This is a genomic window from Tenggerimyces flavus, assembly GCF_016907715.1.
GTDB classification, from domain to species: Bacteria; Actinomycetota; Actinomycetes; order Propionibacteriales; family Actinopolymorphaceae; genus Tenggerimyces; species Tenggerimyces flavus.
The window spans coordinates 5,392,216-5,408,912 of record NZ_JAFBCM010000001.1 but is presented as its reverse complement, the minus strand read 5'-3'; the positions used below and the strand labels follow the sequence as shown (position 1 = coordinate 5,408,912).

Annotated in this window: 14 protein-coding genes; 4 read left to right on the top strand and 10 right to left on the bottom strand. The window is 68.4% G+C overall.

Features of this window, described 5'->3' with window-relative positions:
* The first annotated feature begins 123 nt into the window (after positions 1 to 123).
* Positions 124 to 1,323 (top strand): sensor domain-containing diguanylate cyclase, encoded by a 1,200-nt coding sequence (locus JOD67_RS25290; RefSeq protein ID WP_205120182.1) that lies wholly within the window; start codon positions 124 to 126, stop codon positions 1,321 to 1,323.
* Here JOD67_RS25290 and treY read toward each other — a convergent pair.
* On the bottom strand, positions 1,306 to 3,708 hold the full coding sequence (treY, locus tag JOD67_RS25285; RefSeq protein ID WP_205120181.1) for a malto-oligosyltrehalose synthase: 2,403 nt from the start codon (positions 3,706 to 3,708) through the stop codon (positions 1,306 to 1,308). The two genes, JOD67_RS25290 and treY, sit on opposite strands and share 18 nt — an antisense overlap.
* Before the next feature lie 66 nt (positions 3,709 to 3,774).
* Positions 3,775 to 4,602, bottom strand: coding sequence for a winged helix-turn-helix domain-containing protein (locus tag JOD67_RS25280; protein WP_205120180.1), 828 nt, complete (start codon positions 4,600 to 4,602; stop codon positions 3,775 to 3,777).
* A 62-nt stretch (positions 4,603 to 4,664) separates the two neighbouring features.
* Here JOD67_RS25280 and JOD67_RS25275 point away from each other — a divergent pair, with 62 nt between their 5' ends.
* Positions 4,665 to 5,900: an MFS transporter gene (locus JOD67_RS25275; RefSeq protein WP_205120179.1), complete on the top strand. Its 1,236-nt coding sequence runs from the start codon at positions 4,665 to 4,667 to the stop codon at positions 5,898 to 5,900.
* On the opposite strand, the gene JOD67_RS25270 is transcribed toward JOD67_RS25275, so the two are convergent.
* Both JOD67_RS25270 and JOD67_RS25265 read right to left on the bottom strand, forming a co-directional pair.
* Positions 5,858 to 6,685, bottom strand: coding sequence for an MBL fold metallo-hydrolase (locus JOD67_RS25270; protein ID WP_205120178.1), 828 nt, complete (start codon positions 6,683 to 6,685; stop codon positions 5,858 to 5,860). The two genes, JOD67_RS25275 and JOD67_RS25270, sit on opposite strands and share 43 nt — an antisense overlap.
* A 57-nt stretch (positions 6,686 to 6,742) precedes the next feature.
* Entirely contained in the window at positions 6,743 to 7,294 is a 552-nt protein-coding gene (locus JOD67_RS25265; RefSeq protein WP_205120177.1) for a TetR/AcrR family transcriptional regulator, read from the bottom strand.
* Positions 7,295 to 7,425: 131 nt separating this feature from the next.
* Between JOD67_RS25265 and JOD67_RS25260 the strand changes: the two genes are divergently transcribed.
* Positions 7,426 to 8,886, top strand: a complete 1,461-nt coding sequence (locus JOD67_RS25260) for an MFS transporter (protein ID WP_205120176.1) — start codon at positions 7,426 to 7,428, stop codon at positions 8,884 to 8,886.
* Here the strand turns inward: JOD67_RS25260 and JOD67_RS25255 are convergent.
* From JOD67_RS25255 to JOD67_RS25235, 5 genes are all read right to left on the bottom strand, one after another.
* Positions 8,834 to 9,466, bottom strand: coding sequence for a (2Fe-2S)-binding protein (locus JOD67_RS25255; RefSeq protein WP_205120175.1), 633 nt, complete (start codon positions 9,464 to 9,466; stop codon positions 8,834 to 8,836). The two genes, JOD67_RS25260 and JOD67_RS25255, sit on opposite strands and share 53 nt — an antisense overlap.
* Positions 9,467 to 10,058: 592 nt before the next feature.
* Positions 10,059 to 11,528 (bottom strand): ABC transporter substrate-binding protein, encoded by a 1,470-nt coding sequence (locus JOD67_RS25250; protein WP_205120174.1) that lies wholly within the window; start codon positions 11,526 to 11,528, stop codon positions 10,059 to 10,061.
* Between the two features lie 32 nt (positions 11,529 to 11,560).
* Entirely contained in the window at positions 11,561 to 12,427 is an 867-nt protein-coding gene (locus JOD67_RS25245; protein ID WP_205120173.1) for a carbohydrate ABC transporter permease, read from the bottom strand.
* A complete protein-coding gene (locus JOD67_RS25240; protein WP_205120172.1) occupies positions 12,424 to 13,416 on the bottom strand; it encodes a carbohydrate ABC transporter permease in 993 nt (330 codons plus the stop codon). The genes JOD67_RS25245 and JOD67_RS25240 overlap by 4 nt, the downstream gene beginning before the upstream one ends.
* Before the next feature lie 22 nt (positions 13,417 to 13,438).
* Positions 13,439 to 15,160 (bottom strand): GH39 family glycosyl hydrolase, encoded by a 1,722-nt coding sequence (locus JOD67_RS25235; RefSeq protein ID WP_205120171.1) that lies wholly within the window; start codon positions 15,158 to 15,160, stop codon positions 13,439 to 13,441.
* 131 nt (positions 15,161 to 15,291) lie between these two features.
* On the opposite strand from JOD67_RS25235, the gene JOD67_RS25230 reads away from it, so the two are divergent.
* Entirely contained in the window at positions 15,292 to 15,975 is a 684-nt protein-coding gene (locus JOD67_RS25230; protein ID WP_205120170.1) for a GntR family transcriptional regulator, read from the top strand.
* Positions 15,976 to 16,058: 83 nt separating this feature from the next.
* On the opposite strand, the gene JOD67_RS25225 is transcribed toward JOD67_RS25230, so the two are convergent.
* Complete coding sequence (locus tag JOD67_RS25225; RefSeq protein ID WP_205120169.1) at positions 16,059 to 16,508, bottom strand: SDR family oxidoreductase; 450 nt, start codon at positions 16,506 to 16,508, stop codon at positions 16,059 to 16,061.
* Positions 16,509 to 16,697 lie beyond the last annotated feature (189 nt).

The following is a 16,697-nucleotide window of genomic DNA, read 5'->3' as shown; positions in this document are numbered from 1 at the left end:
AGGCTTGAACCTCTAAGCTTCGGGCACAGTTCGCACGCACGGGGGATGGGCCGGTCGGCTGGAGGCTGCGTGCCGCAGGACGCTTCTCATGGGGGCGTAGAGACCCTACGCCAGCTGCATGGCGTGCTCACCGCGATCGGGTCCGGGGACGATCCGGGCGAATCACTCACCGAGCTCGCCCGCGCCGTCGCGCACGCGACGGGTTTCCGCACCGTCTCCGTACGGCTCGCCCAGGGCGCTGAGCTCGCGGTCGTCGCCGGCGTGGGCGACGGCGCGGTCACGTTCGTCGCCCCGATGCGCTCGGCGACCGGCCAGCCGATCGGCGAGCTCGCCGTGGACGGAACGCCGAACGACGAGCAACGCCAGCTGCTGGAGATCGTCGCCGCGCAGCTCGGCCTCGCCCTCGGACACCGGCAGGGCGCGCGAGACCAACGGACGCAGGAGACGCTGCGCCTCGCGTTCGACCACGCCCCGGTCGGCATGAGCCTGGTCAGCCTCGACCCCGTACGCTCCGGCCGGATCGTCAAGGGCAACGCGGCGCTGGCACAAATGTTCGGGTACGAACCCGAAGAGCTGGTCGGCCGGCACATCTCCGAGCTGCTCGTCTCCGGCACCGAGGTCCCCATCCTCGCGGCCGCGGCGGCCGGGACGATCGAGACGTATCGGTCCGAATGCCGCTGCATCAAACAGGACGGCACGTTCTTCTGGGCACTGCTCCAGGCCACCGTCCTCCCCGTCCCGGAGAACGGCCCCGCGCTGCTGCTCGGCCAGCTCGTCGACATCACCGCGCGCAAGGAGAACGAGCGCGAGCTCTCCTACCGCGCCGCGCACGACCCGCTGACCGGCCTCGTCAACCGCACCGCGGTCTGCGCGCGCCTCGAGGAGGTCATCGCCTCGTCGCGGCACGACGACCACCCGGGCGCGGTGCTGTTCTGCGATCTCGACCACTTCAAGCAGGTCAACGACCAGCATGGGCACCTGATCGGCGACGAGGTGCTCGCGACCGTCGCCCGCCGGATCGCCGCGACCGTGCGCCGGTCCGACACCGTGGGCAGGTACGGCGGCGACGAGTTCCTCGTGGTCGTGCCGGAGATCTCGTTCGACCAGGCGCAGGACATGGCCGATCGGCTGGTCCGCGCGATCGACGAGCCGATCATCGTGGGCGGCGCGACCTGCCGCGTCGGCGCGAGCGTGGGCGTCGTCGTCCTGTCCGACTTCGGGTCGGCGAACCAGGTCCTCGCGCAGGCCGACGAGGCGATGTACGGCGCCAAGCGGGTCGCCGACGAGCGCTACCTCGTCCGGCACCTACGCAAGAACCAGTAGCGCCACCGGGAGCTGTCCGAGCAGCGTCGCGAGCGGGACGTCGCCGCCTTCGTACGTCGCGCCGGTGAGCTGGTCGGTCCACGTTCCGGGCGGCAGGGAGACTGTCGCGTCGCCCCAGCCGCCGGCGCGTTCGAGGCTCTTCGGCAGCCGCGTGGCGACGGTCGCGACCTGGCCGCCGCGCAGGAACGCGAACGCGTGCGCACTGGTCGCCGCCAGCGGTTCGTAGGCACCGGTGAACGCCGACGCGCGGTCGCGCCGGCAGCGCAGCGCGCGGGAGACCACCAGCAGCTTCTCCTCGTCCAGCGTCGCCGGCGCCTTGCCCGCGTCCAGCTGCTCGAGCAGCTCATGCCGGCTGGCGTAGTCGACGAGCCGCCGGTTGTCCGGATCGACCAGCGCGAGGAACGTGAGCTCGCTGCCCTGGTACGTGTCCGGCACACCCGGGCCGGTCAGCTGCACGAGCTTCTGTCCGAGCACGACGCAACGCTCGGCGGGTCGGAGTCGTTCGACGAAGCGTTCGATCTTCCGCAGCAGGCTGGAGTCGCCGCGAACGGCTTCGGCGAACGCGCGCACGGCGTCGTCGTACGCCGGCTCCGGCTGCGTCCACGACGTGTGCAGCTTCGCCTCGCGCGTCGCCTTCGCGAGGAACTCGGACAGCCGGTCGATGTCCACCGGCCACGCGCCGACGAGCACCTGCCAGAGCAGGTACTCGGTCGCGGCGTCGAGCGCGGCCGGCCGGTACGGCGCGCTCGCGGCCCGCCAGGTCGCGATCGCCGTGCCCCACTCGTCGGGGCGTTCGGTCAAGGTGATCAGCCTGGCGCGGACGTCCTCGGACCGTTTCGTGTCGTGCGTCGAGAGCGTGGTCATGCTGGCGTTCGGCGCTTCACCTGCCCAGGTGTGGAAGTCGACCGGGCTGATGCCGAAGCGGTCGGCGGGGCTGCCGACCTCGCAGAGCGCGGCGAGCGGGTACCAGCGGTAGAACGCGGTGTCCTCGATGCCCTTCGCCTGCACGGGGCCGGTGGTCTGCTGGAACCGTACGCAGAACTCGCGGTGCCGCGGGTCGTCGGCACGCTCGCCGAGCGCGAGCTGGGTGAGCAGCGCGATCTCGTCCTCGAGGTCGGGCTCGGCCGTTCGCGCTCGCTCGGCTGCTCGGTGGAGGGCCGTTTTCGCTTCTGTGGTGGGGGTTTCGCCTGGTCGTACGTACGCGCGGTAGATGTCGAACGCGACGAGCAGCTCGGTGAGCGCCGCCGTCAGCCGGCGCCGCGTGTAGTCGCGGACCTCGATGTCGTCGACGCCCATCGCGATGACGAGCTCGACGAGGCGTACGACCTCGGCCGCGAGTACTTCCTCGACGACGTGCCGTTTCGCCTTCTGTGCAACGGGAAGCAGCTCGGCCGGCTGGCCGGTGACGTGCCGCCAGAGCCGGAGCAGCGGGTCGGCGCCGTTCTGGTCGACGAACACGCCCTGGATGCGCCAGAGCGTGTCGTACCCCGACGTTCCCGCGCAGCGCCAGTCCGCGGGGAGCCGCTCGTCGGCCTCGAGGATCTTCTCCGCGACGACCCAGGCGTCGTTGGTGGCATCGGCGAGCTGCGCGAGGTAGCCGGCGGGATCGGCGAGGCCGTCGGGGTGGTCGATGCGGAACCCGTCCGCCTTGCCCTCCGCGTGCAGCTGCAGCAACAGGTCATGGCTCGCGGCGAAGACCTCGGGCTCTTCCATCCGTACCGCGGCGAGGGTGTCGACGTCGAAGAACCTGCGGTAGTTGAGCTCCTCGTCGGCGACGCGCCAGTACGCGAGCCGGTAGTACTGCTGGTCGAGCAGCTCGGCGATCGGGAGCCGCTCGGTGCCGGGCCGGATCGGGAACACGTGCTCGTAGTAGCGGAGCACGGGCTCGCCGTCGTGCTCGTCCCTGGTGAGCTCGCCGCGCTCGAGGCAGCGTCCGATGCGGTCGCCGAGCACGGGCATCAGGATCGCGCCGTGACCGGTCTCGGCCTGGTGCGACCAGTCGACGTCGAACCATCGTGCGAACGGGCTCGCCGGTCCGTCGCGGAGGACCGCCCAGAGCTTGGCGTTGAGATGCGCGGGCGTGGGGACGGCCATGTGGTTGGGGACGACGTCGAGGACGATGCCGAGGCCGTGGTCGCGGGCCTGCCGGACGAGCTCGTCGTACCTGTCCTGGCCGCCGAGCGTCTCGGACAGCCGCGTGTGGTCGACCACGTCGTACCCGTGCGTCGAGCCGGGCGCGGCCTGCAGGACGGGGGAGAGGTAGAGGTGGGAGATGCCGAGTTTGGCCAGGTACGGGATCGTCTGGGTGACCGCGTCGAAGTCGTACTCCGACCGGAGCTGGAGCCGGTAGGTCGACTGGACATGCGTGTACTCCCCGGCGGCCATGCGATCACCGTATCGGTGCGTGTCTAGGATCGATTCCAGTCCATCACTCCGTCGTTGGCGCGGAGTTCAGGCGTCGGTAGCGATCGTCGACCAGACCGAGTCGAACCAGGCGGTGGTCTGCCGCGTGAATGGCTCGTCGGGGCCGAACAGGTTCATGTCCCAGCCCGACGGGTGGTGCAGCTCCACCGACCTTCCGCCGGCGTCCATGCTGTGCGGGGCGACCGGGTAGAAGCCGAAGAGGACGCGCTCGTCGTTCAGCAGGTACGACTTGAACGTCGGGCCCAGCGTGTGCAGCCGGACCTCCATCGAGGTCTCCCGTACCAGGCCGGCCAGCGACGCCAACGACTTGTCCAACCTCTCCAACGATCGCCGATGCAGGCGCAGCAGGCCCGGTCGCACCGAGCGCATGCTGTCGGTGGGGTCCACCGGTCGCGGCAGCCCGACCGGTGCGGACGGGTCGACGAGAAGCAGCCGGAGCCGGAATGACCTGACCGAGGCCTGCCCGGACCGCAGGACGTCCAGCGCGCGGGGCAGCACGTTCGACAACGTCTCCGCTCGCCAACCGGCGTAGTCGATCGTCACGTGCGGCCGGTCGAACGCCGACCGCAGGAACTCCTCCAGGTCGTGGCTGGGCTCACGCCGCGTCTTGACGAACACACCGCTGCCCTGGCGGCTGACGATCAGCCCGTCGCGATCGAGGATGCGCAGCGCCGACTTCACCGTCTCGCGCGCGACGCCGAACCGTTCGCACAACGCGTGCTGGGACGGCAGCCGATCCCCCGCCTGCAGCCGGTCGAGCAGGATCGCGGCGCGGAGCGAGTTCGCGATCTGCTGCGACGGCGTGCGCGGGTCGTCCGGATCGAGGTCGAACAAGTCCTCGGCGCCGATCGCCACCGTTCTCCTTCCCGACAATTCGACTTGACTTGGCTAGTCAAGTCATACAAGTATCGGCGCTCATGCCGTCACCACGCAAGCTCTGGCACGACGCCGACTTCGTCAAGCTCTGGTTCGCGCAGGCGACCGGGCTCGTCGGACAGCAGTTCAGCGTGCTCGCCGTCCCACTCGTCGCGATCGTCACCCTGCATACCGATCCTGCCACCGTCGCCCTTCTTGGCTTCGCGTTCAACGCGCCGTGGCTCGTGTTCGGCCTGTTCATCGGCGTTTTCGTCGACCGCTGGCCGCGCCGGAAGCTGCTGATCGGGTCCGACCTGCTCCGCGCGGCCGCGTTCGCCACGATCCCGGTGGCCGCCGTGCTGAACGTCCTCAGCATCGAGCAGCTCTTCGTACTGGCGCTGATCGTCGGCACGCTCGACATGTGCTGGCTCACCGCGTACCGGACGTACGTTCCGGCCGTCGTCCCCGAGGAGCACCGAGCCCAGGCGTACGCGCTCGTCGGCGCGAGCGACGGCGTGACGCGAACGGCCGCACCGAGTCTCGCCGGCGGTCTCATCCAGCTGCTCGGCCCGCCCGCCGGCATCGGCGTGACCAGCGGAACGTACGTCGCGAGCGCCATCGCGAACGCGCTGATCAAACGTGCCGACGAGCCGCGTCCCGAGGCCAACCCGCACCCCGTCCAGGCCTTCAAGGAGGGCCTCGCCCATGCCTGGCAGCAGCGCACGATCCGCGCGCTCGCGCTGTCCGAGGCGACGTACATCTTCTTCTGGGCCAGCATGCAGAGCGTTCTGCTGGTGTTCCTCACCGACGACCTCGGGCTCGCGCCGACCGTCATCGGACTGGTCTTCACGCTCGGCACGATCGGTGGGCTCGTCGGCGCAGCGCTCGCGAAGCCGGTCAGGACCTGGTTGGGGGAGAGCCGCGCGATCGTGGTCGGCAACGTGCTGCGCAGCGTCGGCATGGCACTGATGCCGCTGGCCGCGATCCTCGGGCCGCTCGCCGTTCCCGCGCTGATGGTGACCCGTCTGGTGAACAGCTTCGGCTGGACGGTGTGGGAGGTGCATCGCGAGACCGTTCAGCAGCGGCTGCTCGCCGATGCCGTACGCGGACGCGTGAACGGCACCGTGTTGTTCCTCGGCGGCGCCGCGCTCGCGGCGGGCATGGCGGCGGGAGCGGGCATCGTCGCGGTGGTCGGCGTCGTGCCCACGCTCGTCATCGGCGGCGTGGGCACGTTGCTCGCGACGGCTTGGCTCCCTCAGATGTCGTCGTCGAAGTCGCCGCGGATCCAGGCGAGGTAGCGCTCGGCGGAGGCCTTGACGCCGGCCTTCGCGTTCGGGCGGACGACCGTGCCGAAGTTGCTGTAGAGCCGGTCGTACTCGTACGGCTCGAGGTTGGCGACGATCTTGCGCACGGCGGCCTGGGAGAGCGGGATCATGTTCGGGAAGCTGCGCATGAACGAAGCCGAGCCGACGCGCCGGCCGGGCATCACGGTGTCGCCGGCGAGCAGCACGCCGTTGTCGTCGGCGGCGCCTGTCCAGTGCACGGCGGCGCTGCCGGGGAAGTGGCCGCCGACCTGGATCAGCGTCGTGCCTGGCAGCAGCTTGACCGTTCCCTCCCAGAAGCGCACGACGGGATCGGGGCGCATCAGCCAGCGCTTGTCGGCCTCGGGGACGAGCACGGGGGCGTTGCCGAACGCGTGCGACCACTCGACCTGGACGCCGTACATGTGCGGATGGCTGGCGACGACGAACGCGATCCCGCCGAGCTCGCGGACCTTCTCGATGGCCGCGTCGTCGACGTAGCCGACCGGGTCCCACAGCAGGTTGCCGTCGTCGGTCTGGAGCAGCAGCGCGCGCTGGCCGATGCCGACGGCCGGGGTGGTCGAGAGCCCGTACAGCCCGGGCTCGACCTCGGCGAGGTCGATCGTCGTGCCGGCCTCGCGCAGCTCCGTGAGCGTGGTCCAGCGCTGGCCGTCCTCGGGAACGTACTGCCGCTCGTCCGCGCAGATCGCGCACTCGCCGTTCGGCGGCGCCGCCGAGTCACGGTGCTCCACCGCGCAGGTGGCACAGATCCATACGGTCATGACTGCTCACCCTAGGCACCGCCTGCGGCGAGCACATCGGGCTTGCGGCCTAGGTCCTTAGGTCCTTGGGCGCATCGCGTCGAGGAGGAAGTCGAGCAGCCGGTCGGCCTCGCCGTCGCTGACGGAGGCTTCCGAGCAGGTGAGGGCGACGCCGCTCACCAGGCGGAGGACGTCGGGGACGGACAGGTCGGTGCGGGCGGTGCCAGCCTGCTGGGCGTTCGTCAGCAGCTGACCGGCGACCTCACGGATCGCCTGGTGGCAGTACGAGAACAGCTCCGAGTCCATGTCCAACGTGCGCTTCAACGCCATCGCGAGGCCGCGCTTGCCGATCGCGTGCCGGACGAACAGCCTGAGCCAGCTGAAGAAAGCGCGCTCCGGTGGCTCGGTCGAGATCAGCTCCTGGCCGCGGGCGCAGATCGCCTCGACCTCGTTCCGGTACACCGCCTCCTGCAGCGCCAGCCGCGTCGGGAAATGCCGGTAGAGCGTGCCCGAACCCACGCCGGACCGCTTGGCGATGTCGTCCAGCGACGCCTCCGGACCGTGCTCGGCGAACGACTCCTTCGCCACCTCGAGCAGGCGGTCGTAGTTGCGCCTCGCGTCGGCGCGCATGTTGACCGTTCCTTTACTTGCCAAAACGGAGATTGTCTCCGTATCGTACATCGTAGAACCGGGGACTGTCCCCGCTTAGGGTCTGCGGCCGCGAACCCCTCTACCCAGCATTATCCGTACGAAGGAGTCCCATGTCCGAGCGGACCGTCGTGTCGCGCCCTGACTCGTTGAACAGTACGACCCCGGACGGCAATTCCCCGCTGCTCAAACGTCCGGGCATCACCCTCGCGATCCTGCTGTCGTGGGCGCTGATCTACATCCTCGACGCGAGCATCGTCACGATCGCGCTGCCGCACATCCAGACCGACCTCGGCTTCTCGAACGCGTCACTGTCGTGGGTCCTGAACGCCTACACGCTCGCCTTCGGCGGCCTGCTGCTCCTCGGCGGCCGCGCCGGCGACATCCTCGGCCGGCGGCGGGTGTTCGTCGCCGGTGTCATCCTCTTCACCGCCGCCTCGTTCCTCGGCGGCCTCTCGACGTCGGCGGAAATGCTGCTGGTGGCTCGCGCCCTGCAAGGCGTCGGCGCCGCGATCGCCGGCCCGAGCACGTTGGCCCTGATCGTCACGAACTTCTCCGAAGGCCCTGCGCGGAGTCGCGCGTTGTCGATGTTCGCCGCCGTCGCGAGCTCTGGCCTGGCGATCGGCATGATCGCCGGCGGTCTGCTGACCGGGCTGAGCTCCTGGCGTTGGGTGTTCTTCGTGACCGTACCGATCGGGGTCGCGGTCGCGATCCTCGCGCCGCGGTTCCTCGAGGAGTCGCCGCGCAGTCCGGGGCGGTTCGATCTCGCCGGCGCGGTGACGGCGACGCTGGGCATGACGTCGTTGGTGTACGGGTTCATCCGTACGGCCGAGGGCGGTTGGAACGACGGCATCGCCCTCGGCAGTCTCGCGCTGGCGGTGGTGTTGCTGGTGACGTTCGTTCTGCTGGAGGCGCGGGCACGGCAGCCGTTGATGCCGCTCGGGCTGTTCGCCTCCCGGCGTCGGACGAGCGCGTTGCTGATCATGCTGATGGTGCCTGCGACGATGTTCGGGATCTTCTACTTCCTGACCCTGTTCATGCAGACTTTCCTCGGGTTGTCGCCGTTGCTCGCGGGGCTGGCGTTCATGCCGTTCGCGGTGACGATGTTCCTGATGTCGCGGTTCACCTCGCGGATCATGGAGCAGCTGGGCGCGCGGCGGATGCTGATCGTGGGCCTCGTGCTGATGGTCGCGGCGGTGCTGTGGCTCACGCAGATCTCCGCCACGACGCGCTACGACCTCAACCTGGTGGGGCCGCTGGTCATGCTGTCGGTGGGCGCGAGCATGACGTTCCTGCCGGTGAACGTGACGTTCCTGTCCGGCCTGCGCCCGGACGAGTCCGGCGCGGCGTCGGGGCTGCTGCAGACGATGCAGCAGGTGGGCGCGGCCGTGGGCCTGTCGGTGCTGGTGACCGTGTACGGGAACGTGACCGCGCACGCCGCGACGGTCTCGCACGCGGCTCAGGCGGCGGGGATGGCGACCGGCTTCACTGTCAGCGTGGCGTTCGCCCTTACGGCGTTGGTCATCGCGGTGGTCGGTCTACGAGAACGCAGTCCCCGCACAGCCCTCCGTTAGGAACGCGGTAGAACAGGCAGCAGGTCGTACGCCGGAAGCCGGCACCGGGCTCTCCGAAGTGCCCGGCGCCGGCGAGGCGTTCGTCCTGCAGGAGCTGGTCTCTGGGCTCGGTGTTGGCGTTCGGCCTGGCCGTCAAGAGGACCTTGACGGTGCCGGCGAGGGCGGAGGCGGCGTTGCCCCAGAGGAGCTTGGCGGAGATGTTGGTGGTGTGCTTGATGGTGGCGACGAGCGGCTCGAGGTGGTGATCGAGGACGTCGCTCGGCTTGCCACCCGTTGTGGGATTGGCGAGTTGGAGCCTTCCGCCGTCCCAGCGTGTGGTGGCGGGATCTATCGCGGGAACGTCGAGGCCGAGCGCGGCGGCCCCGACGACGGGAGACCAGAGCCGCGCGGCGAGCCCCTGGAACCAGATCGACGCTCCGACCCGCCGCTCGTCCGTGCCGAGTTGCGCGCACACCCGCTCGATGCGCGCGTCGAGCTCCCGCCCCCCGGCGTACAGCTCGGCCAGCGGGGGAGCGTCGGAGGGCCCGACGTCCACGGCGAAGTACTCGCCAACGGCGGCAAGCTCCGCGAACACCTCCACCCGCCCGAACCTACCGCCCACCCGCCAGGTGCGCTCAACGCGCCGTGATCATGAACGTGATCATGAAGCCGAACTGGTCGTATACGCCGGGTTTGCCTTCATGATCACGTACATGATCACGGGTCGGTGGCGGGGGTTTGGGTGAGGGGCACCCTGGTCCCATAGGTTCGGACCGGGGTGCCCCCGACCCAGCCAGACCTCGCCATGCCACCCGCACCAGCTACCCCGACACGTTTGTATGAAGGGCACCTTCATCCAATAGGTTTGTATGAAGGTGCCCTTCATGCAATGGGTCCGCGGAGTGTTGCGGGTGGTGCGGCTCGGGCTCTTCTTGGCGAAGCTCTTCTCGAGGTGGTGCTGTCCGTGGGCTGTTGCGGCGGTCGAGTGTGGTGGCCGGTCCGGGGCGCTTCGCGATCTTCGACCTTGACTCGCCCCGGCCACCAGTTTCTAACGCGCCGCCCCCGCCTCCGGGAACGGGTGCCCGGGCTAGGTCTGTTTGCGGTTCCTGTTTGTTGCCGTGCTTGGGTTGCTTGTGGAGCCCCCGGTCTCTTGTGGTTCAGATGAAGCCGGGTGGTTCGAAACGAACCTGGGGTCAGCTGGCTTGGTAGTCGGCGCCTGGCTTCCAGTCGCTGAAGATGTAGTCGTCCTCCGACACCTCGGCCCCCGAGCCTTTGGCCTTCGTCATCGCCTGCTCGCGGTCGGCCTCCGAAGCGTCGCTCAGCTTCTGCAGCGCCGCGCGCAGGTCCTTGATCGACCCACCCAGGTAGCCCTGCAGGATGTTGCCCACGTGCGGCGTGATCGGCTTGCGCTGCGCGTCGACCGCCGCGACCGCGGGGTTCTTCACGATCGCCTGCGGCATCAGGAAAACGTTCTCCTTGCAGAACGTCACCGCCTTCTTGTACGCGTCGATCGCGTCCGAGCTCTCCACCAGGTCGAGGTTCAGCGGCGGCTGGTCCATCGCCGCGATCATGCCCTTCTGGTACTCGTCGTCCATGAACGACTCCAGCAGCTTCGTCGCCGCCTCCGGGTCCGCGCTGTCCGCCGCCACGAACCAGGTCGCGCCCGGGCGACCTCGATAGGCGAACGACGACGTGCTGGCCGTCGGCTTCAACAACGGCCCCGACCCGATCCGGTCGACCGACTCCGGGACGAGCGCCTTCGAGCCGCCCGCGCACCAGATGCCGTCGATGAACATCCCCACCTGGCCGGCCGCGTACCGGGTCCGCGCGTCCACGACGCCGAAGTTGTTCGAGCCCGGCAACATCAGCTTCGCGTCCCAGAGGTCCTTGAAGAACTCGATCACGGTCACGTACGCGTCGTCGTGGTACGCGTACTCGCCCGTCGTGAACTTCAGCCCCTGGTAGCCGGGGAACCCCGCGGTCTGCGCCAGGTCGTCGATCTGGTCGCGGATCCGACCACCGTCGGCGCCCATCGCGAGCGTCATCGGCTGCACGCCGGCGTCCTTCAGGGCCCCGCAGGCTTCCTTGAACGCCACGTAGTCGCCCGGCGGCGAGTCCGGATCGAGCCCAGCCTTCTCGAAGTGCTCCTTGTTCAACCACACCAGGGTCGAGCTCTGCTGGTAGCTGAACAGCGGGAACCCGTACTGCTTCTTCTCCAGCGTCGTGATCCCGTCGGTGAGGATGTCCGGCGGGATCTTCGCCGTCGCCTCCGAGGACAGCGTCAGTTCGCGCACCCACTTGCCGCTCACCAGTGCGGACAGCGGCAGGCCGATGATGTTCGAGTAGACGTCCGGCATCTTCTTCGCCTGATGCGCCAGCTGGAACGCCTGTTGCGCCTTGGACGCGTCGTAGTACGTGTGCACGACCTTCTTGCCCAGCGCCGTCGACTGCTTCGAAGCCCACTCGTCGTGCAGCTTCTGGAACGAGCTGAAGTGGTCCCACCAGTCGACGCCACCGGAAGCGCCGCCGCCGCCCGAGCCGCCACCCGCGCTGCCGGAACCACCCGACCCGCTCGAGCCGCCGCAGCCGGCAGCGATCCCCGCGACAGCCAGTGCCGAGGCGCCAAGCAAGCCGCGGCGAGTCAGTCTTTTCGAGGCAGTCATGATCGACTCCATCCTTGAAGGTGGAAATTGAGCTAGGACTTCACCGCCCCCGAGATGCCCTCCATGAAGTAGCGCTGCATGAAGACGAAAACCGCGACGACCGGCAGGATCGAGATCACGCCCGCCGCGGCCATTCCCGTCCAGTCCGTCGCGGTCTCGCCGACGAACGCCTGCATGCCGACGCTGACGGTCCGGATCTCCGGGCGGCTGAACGAGAACACCAACGGCAGGAAGAACGAGTTCCAGGTCGTGATGAACGTCAGGATCGCCACGGTCGCGGTGACCGGCATCGCCAGCGGCAGCATCACCGAGAAGAACGTCCGGAAGAAGCCCGCGCCGTCGATCACGGCGGCCTCTTCCAGCTCGCGTGGGATCTGCCGGAAATAGCCGTAGTACAACAGGATCGCGGACACGTACGCCGCGCCGCTCAGGGCCAGGATCATGCCGCCGAGTGAGTCGATCAGGCCGAGCTGCATGGAGACCTTGACGACCGGGATGATCGTGTAGCCGGTGGGCACGAACAGCGTCGCGATCAGCACGCCGAGGAAGAGCTTCGAGCCCTTGAAGCGGTAGCGAGCCAGGACATACCCGCACGTCGCGCAGCGCACGGTGACGATCACGACCGTGATGACCGTGACGACGACGGTGTTGATCAGGTAGCGGCCGAAGTTCGCGTCGTTCCACGCACGGACGTAGTTCTCCCAGACGAGGGTGTCCGGCAGCAGGTTGAGCCCGCCGGAGAACATCTCCAGGTTGTCCTTGAGCGACGCCGAGATCATCCAGACGAACGGGAAGACCCACACCGCGGCCGTACCGACCAGGAACGCCGCGCCGAGCCACCACGGCAGCCGGCGCAGGAACCGGCTCCTCGGACGCGTGACCGCGGCGACATGGGTCATGGGTTCGCCCTCCGCATCCGCCGGCTGGCGTAGACCGCCCAGAGCTGGATGGCCCCGAAGACGGCGACCAGCAGGCCGAAGAACACCGCGGCCGCGGACGCGTGTCCCAGTTGGGGAATTGAGGCCGCGAACGCCCAGCGGTAGATGTAGATCTCGATGATCTCGGTGTTGAAGTACGGACCGCCGCCGGTCAGCGTGTACATCAGGTCGAAGTTGTGGAACGTCTCCTCGATCGTCAGCACGGTGATGATGATCAGGAACGGTTTCATCAACGGCAGCGTAATGTGCAGGAACGTCTGCCGTACGTTCGCGCCGTCGATCCGCGCGGCCTCGTAGATGTCCCGCGGGATCGTCTGCAGCGCCGCCAGCCAGTAGATCATCGTGATGCCGAAGAACTTCCAGACGTACAACGCCGCCGCGACGGGCAGCGCCGTCTTCTGGTCGCCGAGGAAGTCGACGCCTTCCAGACCGAACAGCTGCAGCATGCCGTTCACCGGACCGCTCGCCGGATCGAGGACGAACCGCATCACCACGCCGATGATCGCCGTCGTGGTGACCACCGGGATGAAGAACGCCGACCGCAGCACACCGACGAGCGGGAGCTTGGGGGAGTTCAGCACCATCGCCATCAGCAGGCTGAGCAGGACTCGCGCCGGGACCACCAACAGCATGAACAGCAGCGTGATCCGGAACGAGTTCCAGAAGAACGGATCGGCGAACACCGCCTGGTAGTTGGCGATTCCGACGAAGCGCTGCTCGGAGTCGAACCCGTTCCACTCCACCAGCGAGTACCAGTAGCTCGCGATGATGGGGTAGATCGTGTAGATGCCGTAGAGGATTATGGTCGGGAGCAGGAAGAGCCAGATCCAGGTCGTCCGCTTCCACCCGCGCTCGGGCGCGACCATCTGCTCGTCGACGGTCGAGGCGCGCCTGGCGTTCTTCGCGTTCCTCGACTCGCGCCGGGTGAGCTGTACGGATCTGATCGACATGGCCCGCCCGCTCCCCTCGCAGTCAGTCGGTGGGCTCCAGCACCAGCAGCGACGCCGCCGGCAGCGGAAGGGAGATCTCGACCTGGACGCGTCCCTCGTCCGCCTCGATCGTGCGCGCGGGTTCGAGCTCCTCGAGCCCCTGCCGCGCCTTGATCTGGGCGAGCTCCTCGTCGGTCGGATCTTGCGGTTCGCCGAGTTCCTTCCACCTGGTATGGGCGTTGCTGTGCTCGGCGTCGATGCGGTAGTGGCGTACGCGATAGCCGCGGCCCGGCAGGTTGCGTACGGTCAGCGCGACCGTCGTCTCCTGCTCGCTGGTCTGGTACTGGTCGTCGGTGTGCCGCCACACCAGCGCGGCCACCGCACCGTTGTCGTCGCGCGAGGCGAGAACGTCGACTTCCTCCGGCATGCTACTGCCGTCGGTCTCGTCGAGCGCGCCGAGATCCCAAGCCACGTTGGAGTTTGCCGCGACGCGTTCCCCGCCGAGCAGCGAGAGCATGCGGTAAGCGTTCAGCAGTGGCTTCTCGATCCGGCCCGCGGTCATGAACGAACGGGTGCCCTCGAAGTACCGCTCGGCCTCGAAGTAGAAGCTCCACGAGGTCGCCCGCTGGACCTGCACGATCTCGTTCGCGTTCAGGTCGAGGATCTTCTTCATCAGTTTGACCTGGAACACGGGGTAGTACTCGGTGTTCTGGAACTCGTAGTTGCGGTTGTCGTAGCGGCCGAAGTGCGCGGGAACGGCGGCATCGCATTCGTCAACCACAGCAGGGAGATCGCGGTACTGCTCGTACGTGGCGATGGCCCGGTTGAACTCGCGCAGGTCGTACAGCATCTTCGTCGACGACGGGCTCGCCTGCTCGCTCGGCGGGCTGTCGAACGGGAGGTACTCGCGGGTCGGGAAGCGGCTGCCCTTGGTGTGGTACGAGATGAAGTCGAGCGGCTCGTTCCGGCTCGAGGTGTAGTCGAGGAAGCCCTTGAGGAACTCCAGGCCGCCGCTGGTGACTGTTGGGCCGCCTACCTTCGCGTTCGGGATCACGCTGCGGACGGCTGCCGCCGTGACCGAGTAGAGCTCGTTGAACTGCTGCAACGTGCCGCGCCAGTAGTTGATGTCGGGCTCGTTCCACAGCTCCCACAGCCAGGCGGTGACCTCCTCCTCGGCGTAGCGTTCCAGGCAGTGCTGGGCGGTCGCCGCGATCAGGCCGCCCCACTTGTCGTAGTCCTTCGGCGGGTAGCCCCAGGTGCCGGCCTCATAGGAGGTGTAGACGGTCGGGCTCGGCACGACCTTCAGCTCCTCGGCCTCCGGCGGCACCAGGTCGCGCGGGGTGAACGCGAGCTCGACGAGCACGTGGTGGCCGGCGTTCACGATCGCGTCGTACGTCTGGTCGACGATCGTGAAGTCGTAGTAGGGCTTGCCGTTCTCGTCCTCGTGGTAGACGTTCCCGTTGCCCCAGTGCGGGATGCCGAAGCCGCTGCCGGAGCAGAAGACGTAGTGCGGGCGGACGAGGTAGCCGCCGCCGGAGAAGTCGGCGAACGTCTGGAGCAGGCGCTTGCCGGTGGGGGTGTAGGTCCAGTTGATCTCGTCGTAGCCGAAGCTCTCCCAGACGCGGGTGAGCTCGCCGCGGCTGGCGCTGGCGTCGACCTCGACGGTGGCCTGGAGGACGTGCGGCGCGTCGGGATCGCTGGGTGCCGCGGGCGGGAACGGACCGAGCCGGACTCTGCTGACGTGTGCGGACGTATCGGTGCTCATGGCCCCGGACCAGCCTCGCATTCGGTAGGGAGGCGCTTCCTGGCGAACGTTCGCTCAACCGTGTATCCGAGCTTGGAAACTGTCAACAACAATCGTTTACAATGTACAATCTTGGCCGTACTGTCGTGGGCGTGGTGATCCCCGACGGCGTTGTCCCGCCGCTGCCTTCGCAGCGCGCACTCGGCGATCTGGTCACCGACGTTCTCCGCTCGATGATCACCGAGGGGAAGGTCCAGCCCGGGGAGCACCTGAAGGAGTCCGCGCTCGCCGACGCGTTGAAGGTGAGCCGCGGCCCGATCCGGCAGGCCCTCGCCCGGCTGGAGACCGAGGGCCACGTCGAGCTCCGCCGCCACCGCGGCGCGTTCGTGAGCACGTTGACCGCGAACTCCGTCGAGGAGGTGCACACCCTGCGCGGCGCGATCGAACGGCTGGCCGCGAGCCGGGCATGCATGCGGATGCGGGGTGCGGGGTTCGCGGAGATGGACGAGGTGCTCGAGCAGATGAAGAAGGTCGACACGCGGATCGACCCGGAGGACGCGGTCGTGCTCGACCTGCGGTTCCACGACATCATCTACGCGTACTGCGAACACAGCTGGGTGCAGCGGGTGTGGGCCTCGATCCGCGGTCAGGTCACGGTGTTCCTGCGGGCTCGGAACGCGAGCTTCCCCGACTTCCTCGAGGTGGGGTACGTCGAGCACCTCGAACTGCGCGACGCCCTCGCGCTGGCGGATCCGGAGGCGGCGCAGGACGCGATCGACAGGCACATCACCGGCGCGTACGAACGGCTGAAGCGCCTCAACCTCCCCGCCCGCTGACTCCACCACACCGTGATCATGTACGTGATCATGAAAGGAAATCGGCGTATATCACCAGTCTGGCTTCACGATCACGTACATGATCACCGCCACTGGCGGTCGCCGAGCAGGGCGGCTTCGGCGCCGCCGTCGGCGAAGATCACCTGACCAGTGACGAAGCGGTTCTCCGGGCTCGCCAGCCAGCCGATGAGATGACCGACCCACTCCGGTTGGCCCGGAAAGCCGCCGAACGGTTGTGGTGCGGCTGCCTCGACGGACTCGCGTACCTCGTCGTCGGCGAGGATCCAGGCGGCGGCCGGAGTGTCCTCCACGCCGGAAGCGACCGCGTTGAGCGCGATGCCGGCGCCGGCCCATCCCGGTGTCGGGGCGGATCGTCGTACCCACCCGTTCAGTGCTCGCTTGGCAATGCCGTAAGCAGCAGCGCGCAGTGCGGGATCGGCGTCCACCAAGGCGATCGCCTTGGCTTCGTCGCCGTCCGCACAGGCTTGCAGGACCCGTTCGTCCGCGGGTGCGAGCGAGGAGGTCGAGGACACGGCGACGGCTCGGGGGGGGGGGCGTCGCCGCGCGCCCAGCAAGGGGCGCAGACAGGTCGCAGCCGACGACCTGGCCACCGAGGTCGCGAAGGATCGACGCGGTCGCGGCGCCGATGCCCGACGCCGAGCCGGTGACGACGTAGGTACGCCCGCTCATGCGCCACCCCGGCAGGTACGGTCCGCCCTTGC

Excerpts from the sequence above, each read along its gene's own strand:
- treY (WP_205120181.1), bottom strand. The coding sequence starts at position 3,708 with ATGGCCGCCGGGGAGTACACGCATGTCCAGTCGACCTACCGGCTCCAG.
- JOD67_RS25275 (WP_205120179.1), top strand. The coding sequence starts at position 4,665 with ATGCCGTCACCACGCAAGCTCTGGCACGACGCCGACTTCGTCAAGCTC.
- JOD67_RS25270 (WP_205120178.1), bottom strand. The coding sequence starts at position 6,685 with ATGACCGTATGGATCTGTGCCACCTGCGCGGTGGAGCACCGTGACTCG.
- JOD67_RS25265 (WP_205120177.1), bottom strand. The coding sequence starts at position 7,294 with ATGCGCGCCGACGCGAGGCGCAACTACGACCGCCTGCTCGAGGTGGCG.
- JOD67_RS25260 (WP_205120176.1), top strand. The coding sequence starts at position 7,426 with ATGTCCGAGCGGACCGTCGTGTCGCGCCCTGACTCGTTGAACAGTACG.
- JOD67_RS25250 (WP_205120174.1), bottom strand. The coding sequence starts at position 11,528 with ATGACTGCCTCGAAAAGACTGACTCGCCGCGGCTTGCTTGGCGCCTCG.
- JOD67_RS25245 (WP_205120173.1), bottom strand. The coding sequence starts at position 12,427 with ATGACCCATGTCGCCGCGGTCACGCGTCCGAGGAGCCGGTTCCTGCGC.
- JOD67_RS25240 (WP_205120172.1), bottom strand. The coding sequence starts at position 13,416 with ATGTCGATCAGATCCGTACAGCTCACCCGGCGCGAGTCGAGGAACGCG.
- JOD67_RS25235 (WP_205120171.1), bottom strand. The coding sequence starts at position 15,160 with ATGAGCACCGATACGTCCGCACACGTCAGCAGAGTCCGGCTCGGTCCG.